The sequence below is a fragment of the Streptomyces sp. NPDC004647 genome, assembly GCF_040609575.1.
GTDB lineage: Bacteria > Actinomycetota > Actinomycetes > Streptomycetales > Streptomycetaceae > Streptomyces.
In genome coordinates this window covers 124,186-141,266 of record NZ_JBEXKU010000001.1, presented here as the reverse complement: position 1 = coordinate 141,266, position 17,081 = coordinate 124,186, and the positions used below count along the sequence as shown (strand labels likewise).

The following is a 17,081-nucleotide window of genomic DNA, read 5'->3' as shown; positions in this document are numbered from 1 at the left end:
CAAGAGTGGTCCCGTGGCTGACATCATCACCTGGGCTCCCCGGCTGGGCACCCTAGCCGGGGTCATTCTCATGATGACTGGCGTGGGCAAGATAGCTATTGGAAGCCGCCTCGAGCGCCCATTCCTGGTCCCGGACGGCCGAAGCATGCTCGTTACCGGCACTTCTCTGGGAGTCGGCTCGAGCGTGCTCGGCGTCATCTTCCGGAAGGCGCTGGGGGGTTCGAGGAGGAAGCCCCCCTCCGGCCAGCCCGCGCGCGAGGAAGTAAACGGCGGGGGCTTCCATATTCCGACGGAGTTTTTGCTGTGGGTGCCACTCGGGCTGGGTGCCGTCGTTGTGCTGCTGCTCGGCTCCGCAGGCATCTCCCGCTGGCGGAAGCGTGAGACCGAGAAACGACAGCGGGCGGTTGCCGCTCGCGCACGCTGGGATGCATTGGAGGTCGGCCACGACGCAGTACGCGCTGCCTACGGGGGCTACCTGGCCGACGTCCTCGAATGGCTGGACCGGCCAGCCCTGGAGGACGTCAGCGTGCCGCAGACCGCAGCGCTCCTGCACGCCCTCGACGGTGCCGACGACGCCCAACGCGGCGACGACGTCGATGCCTACTGCCAGGCCGTGGCCGCCTTGAAAACGGCGTGGAAGGCGGCGGACGCCCATGCACGCAAGACCGGTACCCGGCATCTGCCCGCCGCCGAGCGCAAAGCCATCGACCAGGCCCGAAAGCTGCTCGCAACCGCCCTCGACACCGGCGGTGCCAGCGACGAACGCCGAGCGGCGTATGCCAAGGCCCGCCGGCTCCTCGAGGGCGTCCTGACCATTCCGCCGCAGGCGAGCGAGGCCCTCGACTCGCGGCACCGACTCTCCCTTCCGCACAGGGGTCGGTGACCAGAGATTGCTCGAACGAGGGACAGCCGGCAGTGCGATCGGCTCGGAGCAGGTGCAGCACTGCAGCAGAGCTTCTTGACCTGATTGGCGTGCCTGCGGCGCCGAAGCTGATCCACGCCGTGCAGGATCGCACCCGCCCGAGCCGTCCTGCGGGTCACATGGCCATAGAGCAGAGCATCGTCGCTGCCCTACCGGGTCTCGGGTGGGGACGGCCCGCCTCAGCCGCCACATGTGATCAGAGCGACGGCAGCAGCTTTCCCGGACCGCCGAAAAAGCAGTACTCGCACACAGTGTCTCGTCGATCGAGGATGTACTTCACGGGGAAGGGGAGGGCATCGAGATACTCGACCCTGCGCTGCGCGTATCTTGACCGCCGAGTGACCATCTTGCAGGGCTTGTCGAGCCGGTGCAGGGCCGACCACCGGTCGACAACCAGCTCGCTTGGGTGTGCGTACCACCAGCTACTGCCGCGCTCGCTGTAGGCGACCTGCGGGTTTTTCACGCTGTAGCGCCACCTCACGTACGAACCTGGCGGGAGCGGCGCATGAACGTCGAGCCTTATCCCGTCGTTCAGGTAGTCGGTGATGTGGGCGCCGAGCGTGCGGTAGACGCGGCACATGATGCCGAATCGACTTGTGCTTGCGCCGATGACGGCCGGGACGAACTCGAACGAAAGCCGGCCGTTCGCGACATTGTCATCGTTGACGAGGACGGTTCCCGAGTCGAGATCGATGATCGTCCACCGGATGCGCAACATCGGGTCGTCCTGCAGGAGATCCAGGGGTAGTTGCACGCGGTACTCGAGGAGACTGCGATCGATGTCCTGAGGGATGGAGGTCAGCCCGGTCAACGCTGGCGGCGTCGCTTCGGGCCGGAGCGTGATGCCGGTGAACACGCCGGTCGTATGGATCTCGAACTCCGCTATCTCGACGCGGACGGCGGGGTCGCCGGGAACCAGGGGGGGTAGTCGTCGGACCCGCGGCACCGGTGCCTGGACCTGGGTGTTCTTCGCAGCGAAGGTCACCTGCGCCGTCACTCGGCGAACGAAGTCTTCGATGATCATTGGGACGATACCGCCCAGGAGTGCGCCCACGGCCTCGACAAGGACGACCCACGAGGCTCGGTCGACGCTGACGTCGACGTCCGCGGTACGGAACGCAAGGGCGGGCCACGTCCGGGCCTTGACTACCACGGTCTTCTTGGGGAACGGCAAGAAGGCACCCGGCCGGAAGCCGAACATGACCGGGATCACGCTCAGCGAGAACGAGACGGAACCGGCCCAATGACTCGCCCGGCCCGCCACTCGGAAGTGTCCCTCCTGCGCGGTGATGGTCAGGCGCTCAAGAGTGGCGCCGCGGCTCGCGGCCTCGTCGCGAACGCTCTGCTCGGCCTTCCGCATGATGACTGGGACGGCGACAGGATTGGTCACCGCGGCGATGTCGTTGTTTCTCGCGAAGTCGGCGAGCAGTCCTGCGTCTCCGGTGGTGGTGATGTCGTCGGCCATGATGTCGAGTCCTACGACGATCGCGCCGTCCACGACCCGTACGCCGGTCTCCATGTTTGCGGCTTGCACGACCGGCCCGAGGAAGTCGGCGTTTATCGGCGGGAAGTCCAAGAGCCGGGAGGCGATCGCGTTCGTTGCCGCGGCCTGCAAGCGGTCGGCGAAGATGCCGCCCCGCAGGTAGAGGTCGACGTCGGGCGGATACGCCGCACCGGCCAGGACGTCGAACTCCCAATCGTCGAGCGTCACGTCCCCGGGCTCGGGTCTAAGCCTGATCTCCGTGTCGGCAACCACGAACCGGGCGCGGACCAGCAGGCGCATACTCCACCGGATGGTCCGCACGTGGTTCGTGCCACCCCAGACGATCGTCAGCCGCCCCCAGCCGCTGAGTAGCACGGTAAATCGATCCGGATCGTCGCCCGAACAGTGAATGCGCGGGGGCTCAAGGAAGAAGTCGACGCGCACCGGTGGTGGATCACCTGGAATACGACCGGCTTGCCCGGCCAGCTGATGGGGGGCGTTTCCGGCGTGGTAGGAGAGGAGGATCGAGTCGTTGAGCACTCGTTCTCTGAGGGTGATCGCGACAGCGAAGCCCGCGTGTTCAGACACGTGACGACCTCCGGCGGATGGGGAGAGGCCCCGAGGGTAGAGAACTCCGGTGCACCAGAGATGTTGAATTGCGCCACTACTGCAACGCCTTACGGCGATGCGACACCCTTCAATATTTTCTTCCGCGCGTTCATACGAGACGCGACATCTAACCTTGGAGCCTCTCTGCTCCTCATTTTACCGTGCGGACGAGCTCCGGGCCAGAAAATGGTCAGGCGACAGACGTGTCTCCGGGCTTGCTCATTTCAGGGTTGGTTACCCGTGGTCGGTGCTGGTGTCGGAGTCAGTCCCCGCCGCATGGGAGAAGCTCCGCAAAGTTCCGGTCCCCGGCGATGAAGGTCTCCACCTTGCCGTCCGTCGTGTGGAACTTGATGATCTTATTCTTGAACTCGGGAGCCTTGGGCGCGAAGACGAGCTCCTCGCCACCCTCGGGATGGGATGAATCGATGGGATGGGATGAAATCTGCCCGGCGTATACTCGTAGCACTTCTTCCCGTGTGCTGCCGCGGTGAATTCCAGAGGCTGTTGAGATCGACGTCGCTCCAGATGGCAACACGGAGATCGCGACAAGCTTGTCCCGTGCGAATCGCAGAACTAGTCCTTCCGGCCCGCCCTTTACCGTGAGGTCCGTACAGTGCGGCCCTCCGGGGCCATCCGGTATGGGTGCAGCTACTGCCTTCTCTGCTTTGGTTCGGCTCATGCCCATCTTCAAGGGCCCCATTCCATCGACGGTGATGGGTTGGCGGCTCAGGTCAACTCGCCCTGGGGCCTCCGCCTCGGGCTCGGCGTGATGCGTATCGAATCGTTGGCCATTCCATGTCCAGGTGACATGGCGCCGTATCGAGGGGCCTGTGGCATGGCCGTCGTCTGGCCCGTAGAACTTGACGTCGGAGGCGAGGTGACCGTTCTCGAAGGCCACGGTCTTCTCCTGGTACTGCGGCGACAACCCGGAGACATCGAAGGTTGGCGTGCGGCCTATCTTGTTGCCATCATCCGTGCGATATACATGCAGCTCCTGCACGGCGAAGTTGCTCGGTTGGGGGCTGCAGGAGAAGAGTACGGCAGTCACCTTTCCGAGTTTGGGGAGGGACCCGTGGACGATCTGCTGGACTTTCACCTCCCAGCGTTTATAGGCATCGCTGCCCAACTTGTCGCCTGTCGCAGTTCCCTTACCTTTGTGGATGTCGACGGGGACTGGATTCTTGGCGATGTCATCGCAGGTAAGGTCGTACCTCCTGTCATTCCAGCCAGCCTGCTCCTGCTGGGGAGGCTTGACACCGGCGCCGACATGGACTGTGGGTATGATCCGCTTCGTCTCAATCTGCGCGGCGATAAAATCGAGCAGTTTGCGATCCCTGGGCTGATTAATATGGGAGCAGCTGAAGCCGTCCAATGTTGGACAGGTATCCCTGCGGGAACAACCGGCAGGGGCCGCGAGAGTGGCTAGGGCAGATTCCTGAATTTGTTGCGACCGCCGCTGTCCCGGTTGCTGATTGTGTGAGGTCAGCTGACCGGCCTGTCTGTGCCTGGAGTCATCGGGCTCTTCAGACACGAGTGGGCCGAACGACCAGCCTCTTGGCTGTACAACCTGTCATTCCCAGAGCAGCACGGGGAGCTGGATGGCGCAAATCTGAGGGCCGGACCACAGTCCGGATCGGGGCCTCCCCTAAAGCCTGGGTCGGAACTCGTGGACGGTGCTGCTTTGGGCGGAGTTGTTCACCGGGCTTTGTCACGTCAGTTCCAGCAGCGCCTGGCGGACGTCCAGGCGGCTGGGGGGGATCATCCGCAAGGATGGACTTTTCCCTTGCGGCCCGACCGATCGTTCGGTTAGCTTGCGGGGAAAATTGACCCCCAACGGTGAGGTGTGGCAGATGACCCAGGCAGACGCGGCCCGCACCGAGGACGGCGACCTCCTCCCCCGGGTCGCCGACGTGTTCCGAAAGCTGGCGCTCAACGAGCAGTGGAAGGCGCAGATCCCGACCGACCCGGTGCTCGGCCCGCTGGTCTGGCGCGCAGCCCGCCGGTATGTGGCGGGCGAGACGGCGTCCGAGGCGCTGACGCGTATCGCCGAGATCAATCGGGATGGGCATCGCGCCACCGTGGACTTCATGGGCGAGAGCTGCCACGACGCCGAGCGCGCCGGTTCCGAGGCGGACGCCTTCGTGGCGCTGAGCAAGAGCCTGGCCGCAGCCGGGCACGACTGCTCCGTCTCCCTGGATCTGTCCCACATCGGCCTCGCCATCGATCCCGCGCTGGCGCTGCGCCACGCCCGGCGGCTCGCGGAGGCGACGGTGGCGGCGGGCCAGGAGATGATGATCTCGATGGAGGGCTCGGACCGTGCCGACGCCGTGCTCGACGTGCACGGGGCGCTGTGTGAGCAGTTTGACCACGTCGGGGTGACCATCCTGGCCCGGCTGCATCGGACCGCCGACGACCTGCCCGTCCTGCTGTCCCGCCCTGGACGGATCCGCCTGGTCAAGGGCGCCTTCCTGGAGCCGGAGACGATCGCCTTCCCGCGCGGCAGCCGCGAGCTGCGCGACGCGTACCTACGCTGCGCCGGCGCCCTGCTCGACAGCGACCACCTGTGCTCCTTCGCCACCCACGACTGGGACTTGCTAGGCGAGTTGGATCGCATGCTCACCGGCCGCCCTCGCACCGGGGTCGTGCCCTGGGAGTTCGAGACCCTGCTCGGCCTCGGGCCCGGCCGGCTCGCCGTCATGCGCGCCAAGGGTCATCCCACCCGGGAGTACGTCGTGTTCGGCACCGAGTGGTGGTTGTACGTCTGCAACCGGATCGCTGAGGAACCCGAGCGGCTCTTCCGCGCCGTTGCCGACGCCGCAGGCGACTAAAGCCCCCTTGGTAGCACTGTGATCAGGTCTGGCTGAGTGCGAGGTTGTGCATGTGGGCGACGCTGCTGGTGGCCCAGAACACGCCGTCGCCCTTCAGGCGGCAGTCGCGCAGGATCTTCCAGTTCTTGGGCCCTCGATAGGGCGAGGCGCGGCCGGCTGCCTCACTGGCGGCGCCAGCGGCCCGTGGCCAAGCGGCGCGCGAAGACTAGTGCGGCGAAGCCGACGGCGATCATCGCGAGGACTCCCAGCATCTCGATGCTTACGCCGCCACGGGACTTCACGATGATGAAGAGCGTCGGAGCCATGACAATGATCCAGCAGACGGCAACGAGCTGGAGAGAGGTGCTCAGGACATGCCGTGCGCTCATCGACCTCGCCCCTCTCCGCCGTGTGGTCGGTGTACAGCGACAGCGATGTTGGAAAGTGTCGCGATCAAAAGACCATAGCAGGAGTAGCGTTCAGCCCATTGTCAATACCCAACGGGGTAGCTGTTCATAGCCAACTGGGGCTCAAAGGTTACGGCTCGTGAGCTCCTGGAGGCGCTGCTGGACCTGACCTCTGATCGTGGCTGTGCGCTCGGGTGCGGCGACTTCGAGCAGCATGTCGAGGAGTTCGGGTGCAAGGCGTGCTGCGTCCGTGGCGTTGAGCTGTATCCAGGACGCGGCGGCCCGCGAGGCAGCCTGTTGTGTGAGGCGTTTCCCGGGGCCGAGGCGGTCGAACCAGGCGAGGGCGATCCAGGTCCACGACGCTGTGGCATAGGCGGAATCACCGCTTAGGTAGGCGAGATCTGCGCGGAACTGCGCGGCTTTCAGAGTGGTCGGTGCGGTGTCGCCGTCCTCCGCGGTCAGCTCGCGCAGGATGTCATCGGCGGCTGCGACGGCGGTGGCGAAGTCACGAGCTCGGCCCGCCTGCTGGGCGGCTGCGATGCGCTGCGCAAAGCGGTCCTCGGCGTGTTCAGGGGTGGTCGGTGAGGGCGGGGCGCCCGGCGGTTGGGTGGACCCGTCGGGATTGACCTTCAACTCGAAGCTGGCCCCGCTCCGCTCGTCGACGACGTGGGCGAGCACGGGGGCACCGGCGCCGGCTGCTGCGAGGTACAGGAAGTGGTGGGCGGCCTGTTGGTGGTCGACGCCTTCCGGAATCTCTTGGAGTTCGTCGTCGATGAGTAGCTGGTGAATGCCGGTGATGCGGACGCGGTGGTGGGTCATGGTGTCGGCTGGGCGGCCGGGCACCGCAGTCGTGCCTGGTGGCCCATACTCCCTTCATGAGTGGAGGTGTTAGGGGTTGAGGCCGTGGCTGCGCAGGTAGGCGAGGGGGCTGAAGTCGGAGCCGTAGGCGGGCCCGGTGCGGGCTTCGAAATGCAGGTGGGGACCACTGCTGTTGCCGGTGTTGCCGGATAGTCCGATCTGTTTGTGGGCTGTGACCTTCTGCCCACGGGCCACGGAGATCTTGGCCAAGTGGGCGTAGTGGGTGTACTTGCCGTCGGACATCCTGATCACGATGTTGTTGCCGTATGCGCTGCCCCAGCCTGCTTCGACGACGGTGCCGGTCCCGACGGCCTGGACGCGGGTGCCGACGGGCACGGGGAAGTCCACCCCTGTGTGGTAGCCGGATGACCAGGCGGAGCCACCGGCTTTGTAGGGGGTGCTGATGTGGGAGTCCTCCACTGGAAGGGCCCACGCGCCGGTCCTGCTGGTGTGAGCAACGTTGCCGGTTCGGTCACAGCCGGAGGTGGTGGTCAGCACCGCGCCCTTGCCCCAGCTCTTGGCCACGAGCTCGCCTGCGGCCTTCTCCCACTTCGCGTATGCAGTGGGGTAGCCGGAGCGCTGGACCTCTTGGGCAACGACGGTCAATGGGCGTTTCTCCCACTTCGGTCGCTTGGCCAGGCGGCTGTAGAAGGTGTTGGAGGCATACACCGGGTCGGTTACCTGAGCGCGAGTGCCCCACCCTTGTGATGGTCGCTGCTGGAACAGCCCGAGACTGTCGCGGTCGCCGTAGTTGATGTTGTCGAGCATTGATTCCTGGATGGCCGTTGCCACTCCGATGACTGCGCCCCGGGGAGCGAGTCCGCGGCTGCGGGCGACGCTGGTGATGACGCTTGCCCAGCGGGTCTGCTCCTGGGTCCATTTGCGGGATTTCTGCCGGCCCTGAGGGTTGAGCGGGACGCTGACCTTGCCTCCCGCGGTGGAAGGTGGTGCGGCGTTGCGCTGCTCGTCCGCGGCCTGGTCTGCTGATGTGGCTGCAGTGCAGGAGTCCTCCCAGGCGGCGCCGTCCTTCATCCCTCCTGTTCCCAAGATCAGCGGCAGAAGGATGACTCCGCATACCGCCGCAGCCGCGCCTGCGGCTATGCCGGCGCCTTTGCTCATTTCCCATCCCCAGTCATCGACACATGTCCCGCCCTGTGGGACGAGGCACGTAGTTCCCGTTCCATGGGGTGCGTCCGGATACCCGAGCGTCCCAGGGCTGTAAATGCGCTGGTTCTTAGCCGCTTGGTGCGCGGCTAACGTCTGCGCCGAGTGAAAGCAGCAGGGGAGTCGACAACTCGCGTCGGATTCTATGGCACTTGCCTCCGGATGCGTCAATGCAATCGCAGGAACGGTGATTCGCGTAATCAACGTCCGGGGCCAGGGGCCGCGTATTTCGGTGTGATGCCCGGATCCTCTCTATGACCGGATGTCCAGGTCCTCCGTGCGGACTGGGGCAGGCTTACGCAGCCTGGGAGGGTTTCGTGCACGCAGCGCAGGAGTTCATCACCATCGCCGCCGGAATTGGTGGTCTCGTCGACGACATTGCGCCGGAATGGGCCGAGTTCGGAGCGTTGGGTGACCGTGCGAGGACTGTGATCGGCGTCATCATGGCTGGCGCCATTCTGTTCCTTCTGGGGAGTTCCATCGTTGGGGCTGTGCATATTCGTGTGGGAAATCAGCAGCACAACACGATGGAGACCAAGAAGGGTCAGACGATGGTGGCCAGTTCTCTTCTTGGGCTGTTCGTCATCGCGTCCATGGCAACAATCTTCGGAATTGTCTACGGAATGGGAATCTGATGCCTGGCAAGCCGACACCGTGGTCAGGGACGCGGAGCTTCACTCCCCCATCGGCGGCTGATCCCAGGGGATCTGGCAACCCGTCACCGTGGAGGCGCGCCAAAATCGGAGCGATCGCCTTCGGCGTCGTCCTCCTCTTCGGGATCCTGCTGAGTCTGTTCGGCGGCGGGGGGCAGTCGGAGAAGGAACCGGACACGTCTGCAGCGCCGACCAGCCAGCCCGGCGGCAGCGGGTCCAGCGCCAGCGCGAAGAAAGTCAGGAACGGCGTGCCTGTGGCGTATCCGCGTACGCGGACCGGTGCAGTCGCGGCTGCTGTGAACTACCAGACCGCACGTTCCAGCCCGGGCTATTTCACCGACGAGGCGTTGCGGCGGCAGGTGGTGGAGACCGTGATGACTCGCGAGGCTCGGGCAGGTCAGCTCAAACAGGATGGCCAGGCGACCGAGGCTTTGCTGCAGGGACTCGGGCTCACCTCGAATGCGGCGCCGCAACTGGTGATGCGGTCAGCGCCCATGGGGACCCGACTCGGGTCCTACTCCTCTTCTACGGCCACGGTCGACGTGTGGATGAGCGAGATCGTCGGCGTGCCGCGTGAAGAGTCGCCCATGCCGGTCTCGGGGACCTGGTCGACCTACACCCTCCTCCTGCAGTGGCAGGACAAAGACTGGAAGGTCGCGACCATCAGCAGGTCGGAAGGCCCGACACCGCTCGTTGCTTCCGATTCAGCCACCACCTCCACCGGCGATCTGCGCACAGCGAATGAGGAATTCGATGCTCCGCCGTATGCAGGCTGAATCCGCGAGGCGGTGGGTGGCACGCGCTGTCGTTGCGGCCCTGTTTTCGACCGGACTCGTTGTCGCACCGCCCTCAGCCCCCGAGGCGCACGCCGCCTGGAGCCCGTGCTCCCTCCCGGGCGGCGCCACAGTCTGCCCGCTCGTAAAGAAAGGCGAGGACCTCGTCAAGAAGGGCGCAGACGGGGTCGTCAAGTTCAGCAAGGATTACACGGCGGTCGACGAGGTCGGTGGCGCCGTGAACGGCGCCGTGGACTTCGCATCCGACCCGCTCGGCTACATCGAACAGAAGCTGCGTACGGGGACACAGGGACTTTTCGAGGCCTTCGGTGAGGAGCTCACGGGGAAGAATCCCGGCTCGCTCAAGGGAAGGGACCGCGGCAAGCAGCCAAAGGGGAAGCACCAGTGATGGACATCAACTGGGGCAACCCAGGCTTCCTTCGGCTCTATGGGTTGGTCTTCGGAATGGCCACGGTCCTCACAGCGATCATGTGGATGATTTCCGTGGTCAAACGGGCCGTACGCGGTGTCCCCCTCGGCCAGGCGCTGATGGAGAACATCGGCTATCTCATGGCGGCCGTCACCGTATCGGGCTTTGCGCCTGCGGCGGTGGCCTACACGGTGGAGCTGGTGGACGGGTTCGCCGAGGCCATTCTCGGTGACTACTGGGCCGAGCTTGGGACTGTCGGTGTCATGGTATTCGCACTCCTCGCGAAGATCTCAGCCTCGGGCTTGGGGGGAATCATCGCACTTCCCATCTTGCTGATGCTGATGTTCTCCGTGTTCGGCTTGTGGATCATGCTGATTTTCCGGGATGCCCTGATTCTGCTTGGGCTGATCTTCGGCCCGCTGGTGTTCTCCGGGCTGGTCGACAAGGACCTGTGGGGACACACCCGCCGGTGGGTGGGGATCATGGGCGGGATCATCTTCAGCAAGCTGGGGATCTACCTGGCGCTGGCGCTGGCCGGCGCGATCCTCGACGGAGCGACTGACCCGGACAAGGTCACCATTCCGCAAGCCCTGGGTGGCGCGATCACCTTTGTCGCGCTCATGCTCATGGCACTGCTGATGCCCTTCCAGGTCGCCAAGTTCCTGCCATTCGTCGGCGACGAAATCCAGTCCATGCAGTCCGCCAAGAGCGACATGGTCAGCCGCAGCCGCCAGACGGGGGCCGCTGCTGACGACGTGTTGAGCAAGCGCGCGGGGCAGAAGAAGCAAGGCGGCGGTGCGCAGGGTCAGCAGGGCGGCGGTGCGCAGGGCGCGTCGCCCGCCGGTGCGGCAGGTGGCGGCGCCGGAGGGGCTGGAACTGCTGCGGCCGGTGGTCCGTCAGCTGCCGGCATGGCCGTCAAGCAAGGGATCGGCAAGACCCAGAACCAGGTCGGCGGAGCAGTCGCCAACGGCGTGACCAACGCTGGGGGGGCGGGGCAATCCGGCTCCTCCTCCGGTTCCGGGGGCGGCGGTTCCGGCAACACGAGCGGGGAGGGCGCATCCTCCGGCTCCCGTCCCTCGGGCGGCGCTGGGGCGGGCTCGGGCGGAGGCGGCGGCGGAAGTGGAGGCGGGTCTGCATCTCCACCACCGTCACCGCCTCCGCCCCCACCGTCATCGGGGCCTCAGGCTCCCCCGCCTCCCCCAGCGCCGCCCCCGCCTCCCCCGCCTCCCCCAGCGCCGCCCCCGCCTCCCCCGCCTCCCCCGCCCGGCCGGTGACGGCCGACATCCCCGTCTGTGAAAGGAGCCGTAGTGGACCGTGTCTTTTCCTTCCCAAGGCCTCGCCCGCGGGGCCTGCTGGGGCGCAGGTTCGAAATGGACGAGCAACTGGTCCTCCTCGGCGGCGTCGCCCTCAGCGTCGCTCTGCTCGCGGCGCTGCCCGGCGCCGTTCTGAAGATCCTCGCCTTCCTGGCAGTGGCCGGCAGCTGCGCCTGGGCGACCCTTGTCCCCTACAAAGGACGCACCTTCCTGAAGTGGTATGAGATCCGGCGCTCCTACCGGCGTCTGCTGCGCGACGGGGCCCTGTTGTACCGGTCGACGGCACCGCTGGCGGGTCGGCGCGGAGACGGTACGCCCGCATCGGTGGCGCAGCCGGCAGGGATCCCCGAATCATTGGAGTGGATCTCGGCGAGGACGGCGTATGGGGACATCGCGGTGCTGCTCCAGCCCGCTGAGGGCATGTTCGTGGCGTCCCTGGAGGTCGAGGGCCAGAAGAACTTCGGCGGTTTGGACGGTGCCGACAAGGAATCTCTGATCGCCGCGTATGAGTACCTGCTGCGCGAGACAGCCGAGTCCGGTGGGCGGATCGGGTACCTGCAGTGGCTGGCCAGGGTCCTGCCGACCGATCCCAACGCCCATGCGCACGACGCAGCCTCCCGGCGTGACCCCGCTGCCGCGTCATGGCTGGACCAGTCCTACAGCCAGCTGGTGGACATGGTCGCCGTCTACGCGGAGGACCGCCGGTTGTTCATGACGCTGGGGATCCCCTACACCCAGGACCTGGCAGCCGAGGCGCTGCAGTACCGGACCCTGCATGAGGGATACGGAGAGGTACTGGGCAAGGAGATCGAGCAGTTCATCCGCAGTCTGTCCGGCGCCCAGCTGCGGTGGGTCCGCAACCTGGACGAGCCGGCACTGGCCTCCCTCATTCATCACACATACGCCCCCGATCACTGGATCAATGACACCCGCGGCATGGACCGCGCCAGCTGCTGGCCGGCAGAGATGGACGCCCGGGAGCCCACCCGCATGGCGGCGCGCAGCTGGGAAGGTGCGGACCCCTGGTACACGGCAACCGCGTGGATCAAGCAGTTTCCGGTTTTGCCGGTCGGCGTCAATTTCCTGGCGCCGCTCCTGCTTTACGTGTCGGACGTGATCCTCACGGTGGGGGTGACGATGCAGTTGCTGCCGACCGACCGGGCGTTGGAAGACGCAATGGCCGATGTCACCAACGAGGCCGGTCAGGCTGACAACAGCCCGGGCAAGATCGTCGACCCGCGCGAGGAACGCGAACTGGGCGCCTCGGCGTCCACGATGCACGACCTGGCCAACGGCGCGGCCGGTATCCGGCTGACCGGCTGGGTCTCCGTCACCGCGCCGGACCCCGAGCTGCTCACCCAGCAGCGCAACAACGTCCGGGCCGCGGCCACCAAGAGTCAGCTGGCATTGGAGTGGTGCGACTCAGAGCAGCACCGGGCCTTCGCCAACACGTTGCCGCTGTGCACCGGTCTGCTGAGGAACTGATGCGTCATGTTTGAGCTGATACGGCCCCAGTCACAGACACGGCGGCGCGCCCTGCGTACCACTTCCGCTTCCGCGTGCGGCTTGTATCCGGCCGTTGGCGCGCCGTCCTCCGACCCCCGCGGAGTGATCATCGGCCGGGAGATCTACTCCGGCAAGGCCTACATCTATGACCCCTTCGTCCTGTACGACCCCTCGGCGCGCGAGCGTCTGCCCTCCGGCCACGCGCTGGTGCTCGGCAAGAGCGGGTTCGGCAAGTCGAGCCTGGAGAAGTGCTACGTGCTGCGGCAACTGCGCTTCAAAGACCGCTCCTTCGCGATTCTCGACGCCCAGGGCGAGGACGGCGTCGGCGAGTGGGACGGCATCGCGCACGCCCTGGGGGTGACCCCGATCCGTCTGGTCTACGGGGGCGAGGAAGGAGAAGGGGTCCGGCTCAACCCCCTCGATACACGGATCCCCGCTCAGCACCAGTTCAAGGTGTTGTGCAGCATGGTGGAGATCATCGGAGGTCCGCTCGCCTCCGAGTCCCAGTTCGCTCTCTCCGTCGCCCACTCCACCGCGCGCAGGCGAGCCGCGGCCGAGCAGCGCGTGCCCGTGCTGGCCGATATCCATGACGCTCTCACCAACCCTCAACCCGCCATGCTCGGGCAGCGGGAAGTGGGCATCGAGGACATGGTGCGCTGGGGGCAGCCCGCGTCGTTGGCGATGGATCAGCTGTGCTCCCCCACCCGGGATCTGGCCGGCCTGTTCAACGGGCCGACGACGCCCGGCATCGATCTGGACTCCCGCTTGATCGTCTTCGACCTCACCCGGTTGCCGCGCGAGGGAGAGGCGATGCCGCTGCTCATGAGCGTCATCGGGCCGTGGCTGCGCTATGCGTGGATCAAGCCGGGGGACTCGATCAAGCGCACGTTGATCGTGGAAGAGGCATGGCACATCCTCTCCCATCGCCCGGTGGCCAGGCTCTTTGAAGAATTCGTCCGGTACGGGCGCCGGCTCGGGCTGAGCTTCTGGGCCATCCTGCACCACCTCGGCGACCTGCTGGTCGAGGAGGCCCCGGAGGCAGCCGCGATCCTCAAGCTCACAGCAACGCGCGTGCTGTACCACATGGACAAGGCGGAAGCCGATGTCACAGCCGACTACCTGCAGCTGCCGGACTGGGCCCGCGAAGCGCTGACCGACGGCGCCAGCCGCTGCGCTCCCGGCCGCGCAGTGTGGCAGGTCGGCCAGCGCATGCACTTGGTCGAGCACATCCGCAGCGCCACCGAGACCGGCCTCACCAACACCAACCGCAAGATGACGGAGGCCCCCTCGAGCGAGGAGGGCCCCGCCGTGCCGCTCATCACCATGCGCAAGAGCGCCGCGTAATGGCCCGGATATCGGCCACCGCCTGGAAGGCCGCCCTTCGCGGCGCCGGGCCGGTGGCTCAACCGCCCATCGGGTGGTTGAGCCACCGGCCCGGCGCGAGAGCGACCGGCTGTTCTCCCGTAGCGGGGGGCCTGGCGGCCGCCGATCCCAGGCTACGACCGCGGCATCGCTCGCCTGTATCCGGCAGGTCAGCGGTGTGCACCGATGGGGAGGCGGCGTAATGGCCAAGGTCGTTTCCCCGTACTCGGGAAACCGCATGCACCTCTACAAGGACGCCTGGTGGATTTCCCTGTGCATTGCGGCCGTCGCTCTCACTCTGTGGACCTGGGCCGCAGCCCTGCTGTCCGGTCTTCTCACACACGGCTCGACCGCGCTGCTGACCTGGCCGCAGACCGCCGGGTCGATTCCGCGGCTGTTGCTCACGCCGCTGCGCCCCCAGGACGCCTTCCCGCCCGGCTCGGGAGTCGGCGGCCCCCTCGCCTTCTATCCGCCCTTTGTCGCAACCGCTGTCGGCACCTGTTGGGGGGTGCGCGTCGGCTGGCGGCGGTGGCGCTCCATGCGGGACGAGGGCACCGATGGTCTGGCTACTGCGGCGCAGCTCGAGGAAGCCATGGGCGATGCCAAGGCCCTGTCCCGGCTGGGTGCGCTGCGACCGAGCCTGAGCACTCCACGTCCCAGCTTGGAGAAGGCGAAGGTACTCCCGCGTGTCCTGCCCTGGCGTGGCGCCCAGCGGCCTTCGGTCACCGATGTGGAGGTGCGGGAGGTCGCTGTGTTCTGTGGCACTGCCATTCCCACCGGGGTGAAGTTGTACATCCCCTTCGAGGAGACGGCGCTCATCGTCGCCCCGCCCCGCGAAGGCAAGACGTCACAGTTGATCATTCCGTGGATTTTGGACTTCCCTGGCAGTGTGCTGGCCACCTCCTCCAAGACTGACGTGCTCTACGCGACGGCGGAGTTCCGGAAGGAGTACGGACCGGTGATGGTCCTCGATCCCACCGGCCTGTCGGGGTGGCCGCTGCAGCTGCAGTGGAGCCTGGTCGATGGCTGCGAGGACTTCACCACCGCGCGCAAGCGCGCTGAGACGCTCGCCGGGACCACCAAGTCGGACGAGGGGACGAAGAACGGCGGCTACTTCGTCATGAACGCACAGATGCTGATGACCTGCTGGCTGCATGCCGCGGCTCTGGACGGCTTGAGTGCCATGGACCTGCTGCGTTGGGCGACCTCTCCCAGCGAACGGCAACCGGTCGACATCCTCGCCCGGCACGGAAAGCAGGACTTGGCCCGCGCGCTGGCAGCGCAGCATGCCGCGGCCCCGGAGGAACGCTCAGCGAGTTGGCGCACCGCCGAGCAGTCCTTCCTCGCCCTGTACGACGAGAAGGTCTCAAGGATCTTCGGCCATTCTCCTGGCGACGAGAGCAACTTCTCCATCCACCGGTGGCTCACCGAGGGCGGTACGGTCTTCTTGATCGGCGAGGAGGAAGAGGGCTCCTCGCTCGCCCCGATCCTGGCCGCCTTCTCCCGCGCGATCCTGGACACGGCCAAGTCCATCGCCGCACGGATGCCCAACGGCCGGCTCGATCCTCCGCTGGCTCTGCTCGGCGATGAGATCGCCAACGTCGCACCGCTGCCACAGATTCCGTCCTTGATGTCCGTCTCGGGGTCGCAGAACATTTTCATGGTCGCGGTTCTCCAATCCCTCGCCCAAGCCCACGAACGGTGGGGCGAGCTGGGGGTACGGAAGATGTTCGCTGCCGCCACCGTGAAGATCATCCTCGGTGGTGTCTCGGATGAGCAGGAGCTCAAGGCCTACTCCGCGCTCGCCGGCGAGTTCGAAGAGGATACCGAGTCGATCTCCGACGACGGTGACCGGGCCTCGGTGAGCGTCAGCACGCGGCGCCGGGCCGTCCTCGAGCCGGGCGACATCCGTCAGATCAAGGAGCGCGAGGGCCTGGTGGTGCATCGCCGCACGCCGGTTACCCGCGTCAAGTTCGAGCGCATCCATGAGGGGCCGCGGGCGCGGGAGATCGCCGCGGCGACGAAGGAGGCCCTGAAGAAGGTGAATGCCCATGCCTGATCCCCTGGGTCCGTTGTTCGACGCGCTTGAATCGATCAACAATGAGCTCACTGGCCTTACCGCACGTATGGTCCGGCTCGAGGACGCCTTGTCCATCCGTGGGAGTGCTGGCAGCGGCGGGGGCCCGGATGCCGACGCCCGTACGCCGGGGGCACCGGTGATCTGGCACAAGCTCGAGGTCGCCGACCGCGTGAAGTTGTGGGCTGACTTCACGTCCTGGGTGATTCGCATCGCCGACGAGTACGAACTGACCACAGAACAGCTGCCCCACGCCTGCTGGTGGGAGCACGGCGCTGTCGTAGCGGAGCTCACCGCGCTGTGGACGGGATGGGAGTCCGCGTACGCAAGCGAGGACGATGCTGCGGCCGGACCGTACTTGTGGCACGACGCGTTCTCCCGCGGGGTTGACCGCATCGGCAGAATGTGGCTGGGGGAATGCACAAATGGGTATCACAGCGGTAAAACAAGAACAATTTATGGCACTGATCCTGCATACAGGAAGAAGACCTTGGATGCAGGACCTCCAGGTGTCAGCAGCAGCCCGCCGTAATCCCCCCAAGCGAGTGACCGACAGTCGGCTGTCTTCAACTGGCCCTGGAACGGGCCCTGGTAGGACTGGAGAAGTGCGCTGAACGCGCATCGGGTGCCGAGACCTTGCATGACCCGGCGGTGGCGAGAGCCCCCGGTGAGCTGTGGTCTCTCGATTGCGTCGCAGAGACGGTCAGGCGCGCAGCC

General features: G+C 66.2%; 15 protein-coding genes and 1 pseudogene. 10 read left to right on the top strand and 6 right to left on the bottom strand.

All coding sequences use genetic code 11. The annotated features are described in order from the left end of the window. The first annotated feature begins 13 nt into the window (after positions 1-13). Positions 14-883 carry a hypothetical protein gene (locus tag ABZW18_RS00405; RefSeq protein WP_356179911.1) on the top strand — a complete coding sequence of 290 codons (870 nt, stop codon included), beginning with the start codon at positions 14-16 and terminating at the stop codon, positions 881-883. Positions 884-1,118: 235 nt separating this feature from the next. Here ABZW18_RS00405 and ABZW18_RS00400 read toward each other — a convergent pair whose 3' ends face one another. Together ABZW18_RS00400 and ABZW18_RS00395 are read right to left on the bottom strand one after the other, a co-directional pair. After that, a complete protein-coding gene (locus tag ABZW18_RS00400; RefSeq protein ID WP_356179909.1) occupies positions 1,119-2,993 on the bottom strand; it encodes a hypothetical protein in 1,875 nt (624 codons plus the stop codon). A gap of 283 nt (positions 2,994-3,276) precedes the next feature. Continuing rightward, on the bottom strand, positions 3,277-4,386 hold the full coding sequence (locus ABZW18_RS00395) for a hypothetical protein (RefSeq protein ID WP_356179906.1): 1,110 nt from the start codon (positions 4,384-4,386) through the stop codon (positions 3,277-3,279). 478 nt (positions 4,387-4,864) lie between these two features. On the opposite strand from ABZW18_RS00395, the gene ABZW18_RS00390 reads away from it, so the two are divergent. Beyond that, the gene (locus tag ABZW18_RS00390; protein ID WP_356179904.1) at positions 4,865-5,842 is read left to right on the top strand and encodes a proline dehydrogenase family protein; all 978 of its coding nucleotides are present in this window, start codon (positions 4,865-4,867) and stop codon (positions 5,840-5,842) included. Between the two features lie 22 nt (positions 5,843-5,864). On the opposite strand, the pseudogene ABZW18_RS00385 reads toward ABZW18_RS00390, so the two are convergent. From ABZW18_RS00385 to ABZW18_RS00370, 4 genes and pseudogenes are all read right to left on the bottom strand, one after another. Next, a pseudogene (locus ABZW18_RS00385) lies at positions 5,865-5,969 on the bottom strand (IS5/IS1182 family transposase); the annotation flags it as partial. Between the two features lie 34 nt (positions 5,970-6,003). Further along, positions 6,004-6,210 carry a hypothetical protein gene (locus ABZW18_RS00380; protein ID WP_356179901.1) on the bottom strand — a complete coding sequence of 69 codons (207 nt, stop codon included), beginning with the start codon at positions 6,208-6,210 and terminating at the stop codon, positions 6,004-6,006. Between the two features lie 141 nt (positions 6,211-6,351). Next, positions 6,352-7,047, bottom strand: a complete 696-nt coding sequence (locus tag ABZW18_RS00375) for a hypothetical protein (protein ID WP_356179899.1) — start codon at positions 7,045-7,047, stop codon at positions 6,352-6,354. A gap of 69 nt (positions 7,048-7,116) precedes the next feature. Continuing rightward, on the bottom strand, positions 7,117-8,205 hold the full coding sequence (locus tag ABZW18_RS00370; RefSeq protein WP_356179896.1) for a M23 family metallopeptidase: 1,089 nt from the start codon (positions 8,203-8,205) through the stop codon (positions 7,117-7,119). A gap of 362 nt (positions 8,206-8,567) precedes the next feature. Here ABZW18_RS00370 and ABZW18_RS00365 point away from each other — a divergent pair, with 362 nt between their 5' ends. The 8 genes from ABZW18_RS00365 to ABZW18_RS00330 all read left to right on the top strand — a co-directional run bounded on the left by ABZW18_RS00365 (position 8,568) and on the right by ABZW18_RS00330 (position 16,896). After that, positions 8,568-8,885 (top strand): hypothetical protein, encoded by a 318-nt coding sequence (locus ABZW18_RS00365; protein WP_356179893.1) that lies wholly within the window; start codon positions 8,568-8,570, stop codon positions 8,883-8,885. Next, positions 8,885-9,679, top strand: a complete 795-nt coding sequence (locus ABZW18_RS00360) for a hypothetical protein (RefSeq protein WP_356179890.1) — start codon at positions 8,885-8,887, stop codon at positions 9,677-9,679. The genes ABZW18_RS00365 and ABZW18_RS00360 overlap by 1 nt, the downstream gene beginning before the upstream one ends. Then, on the top strand, positions 9,669-10,085 hold the full coding sequence (locus tag ABZW18_RS00355) for a hypothetical protein (RefSeq protein ID WP_356179887.1): 417 nt from the start codon (positions 9,669-9,671) through the stop codon (positions 10,083-10,085). The genes ABZW18_RS00360 and ABZW18_RS00355 overlap by 11 nt, the downstream gene beginning before the upstream one ends. Continuing rightward, complete coding sequence (locus ABZW18_RS00350) at positions 10,085-11,380, top strand: hypothetical protein (RefSeq protein ID WP_356179884.1); 1,296 nt, start codon at positions 10,085-10,087, stop codon at positions 11,378-11,380. The genes ABZW18_RS00355 and ABZW18_RS00350 overlap by 1 nt, the downstream gene beginning before the upstream one ends. 18 nt (positions 11,381-11,398) lie before the next feature. Then, positions 11,399-12,904 carry an SCO6880 family protein gene (locus ABZW18_RS00345; protein ID WP_356179881.1) on the top strand — a complete coding sequence of 502 codons (1,506 nt, stop codon included), beginning with the start codon at positions 11,399-11,401 and terminating at the stop codon, positions 12,902-12,904. A 6-nt stretch (positions 12,905-12,910) separates the two neighbouring features. Then, positions 12,911-14,269, top strand: coding sequence for an ATP/GTP-binding protein (locus ABZW18_RS00340; RefSeq protein WP_356179878.1), 1,359 nt, complete (start codon positions 12,911-12,913; stop codon positions 14,267-14,269). A gap of 220 nt (positions 14,270-14,489) precedes the next feature. Beyond that, positions 14,490-16,346, top strand: coding sequence for a TraM recognition domain-containing protein (locus tag ABZW18_RS00335; protein WP_356179875.1), 1,857 nt, complete (start codon positions 14,490-14,492; stop codon positions 16,344-16,346). Then, positions 16,339-16,896 carry a hypothetical protein gene (locus ABZW18_RS00330; RefSeq protein ID WP_356179873.1) on the top strand — a complete coding sequence of 186 codons (558 nt, stop codon included), beginning with the start codon at positions 16,339-16,341 and terminating at the stop codon, positions 16,894-16,896. Before ABZW18_RS00335 ends, ABZW18_RS00330 begins: the two co-directional genes overlap by 8 nt. The last annotated feature ends 185 nt before the right edge of the window (positions 16,897-17,081 follow it).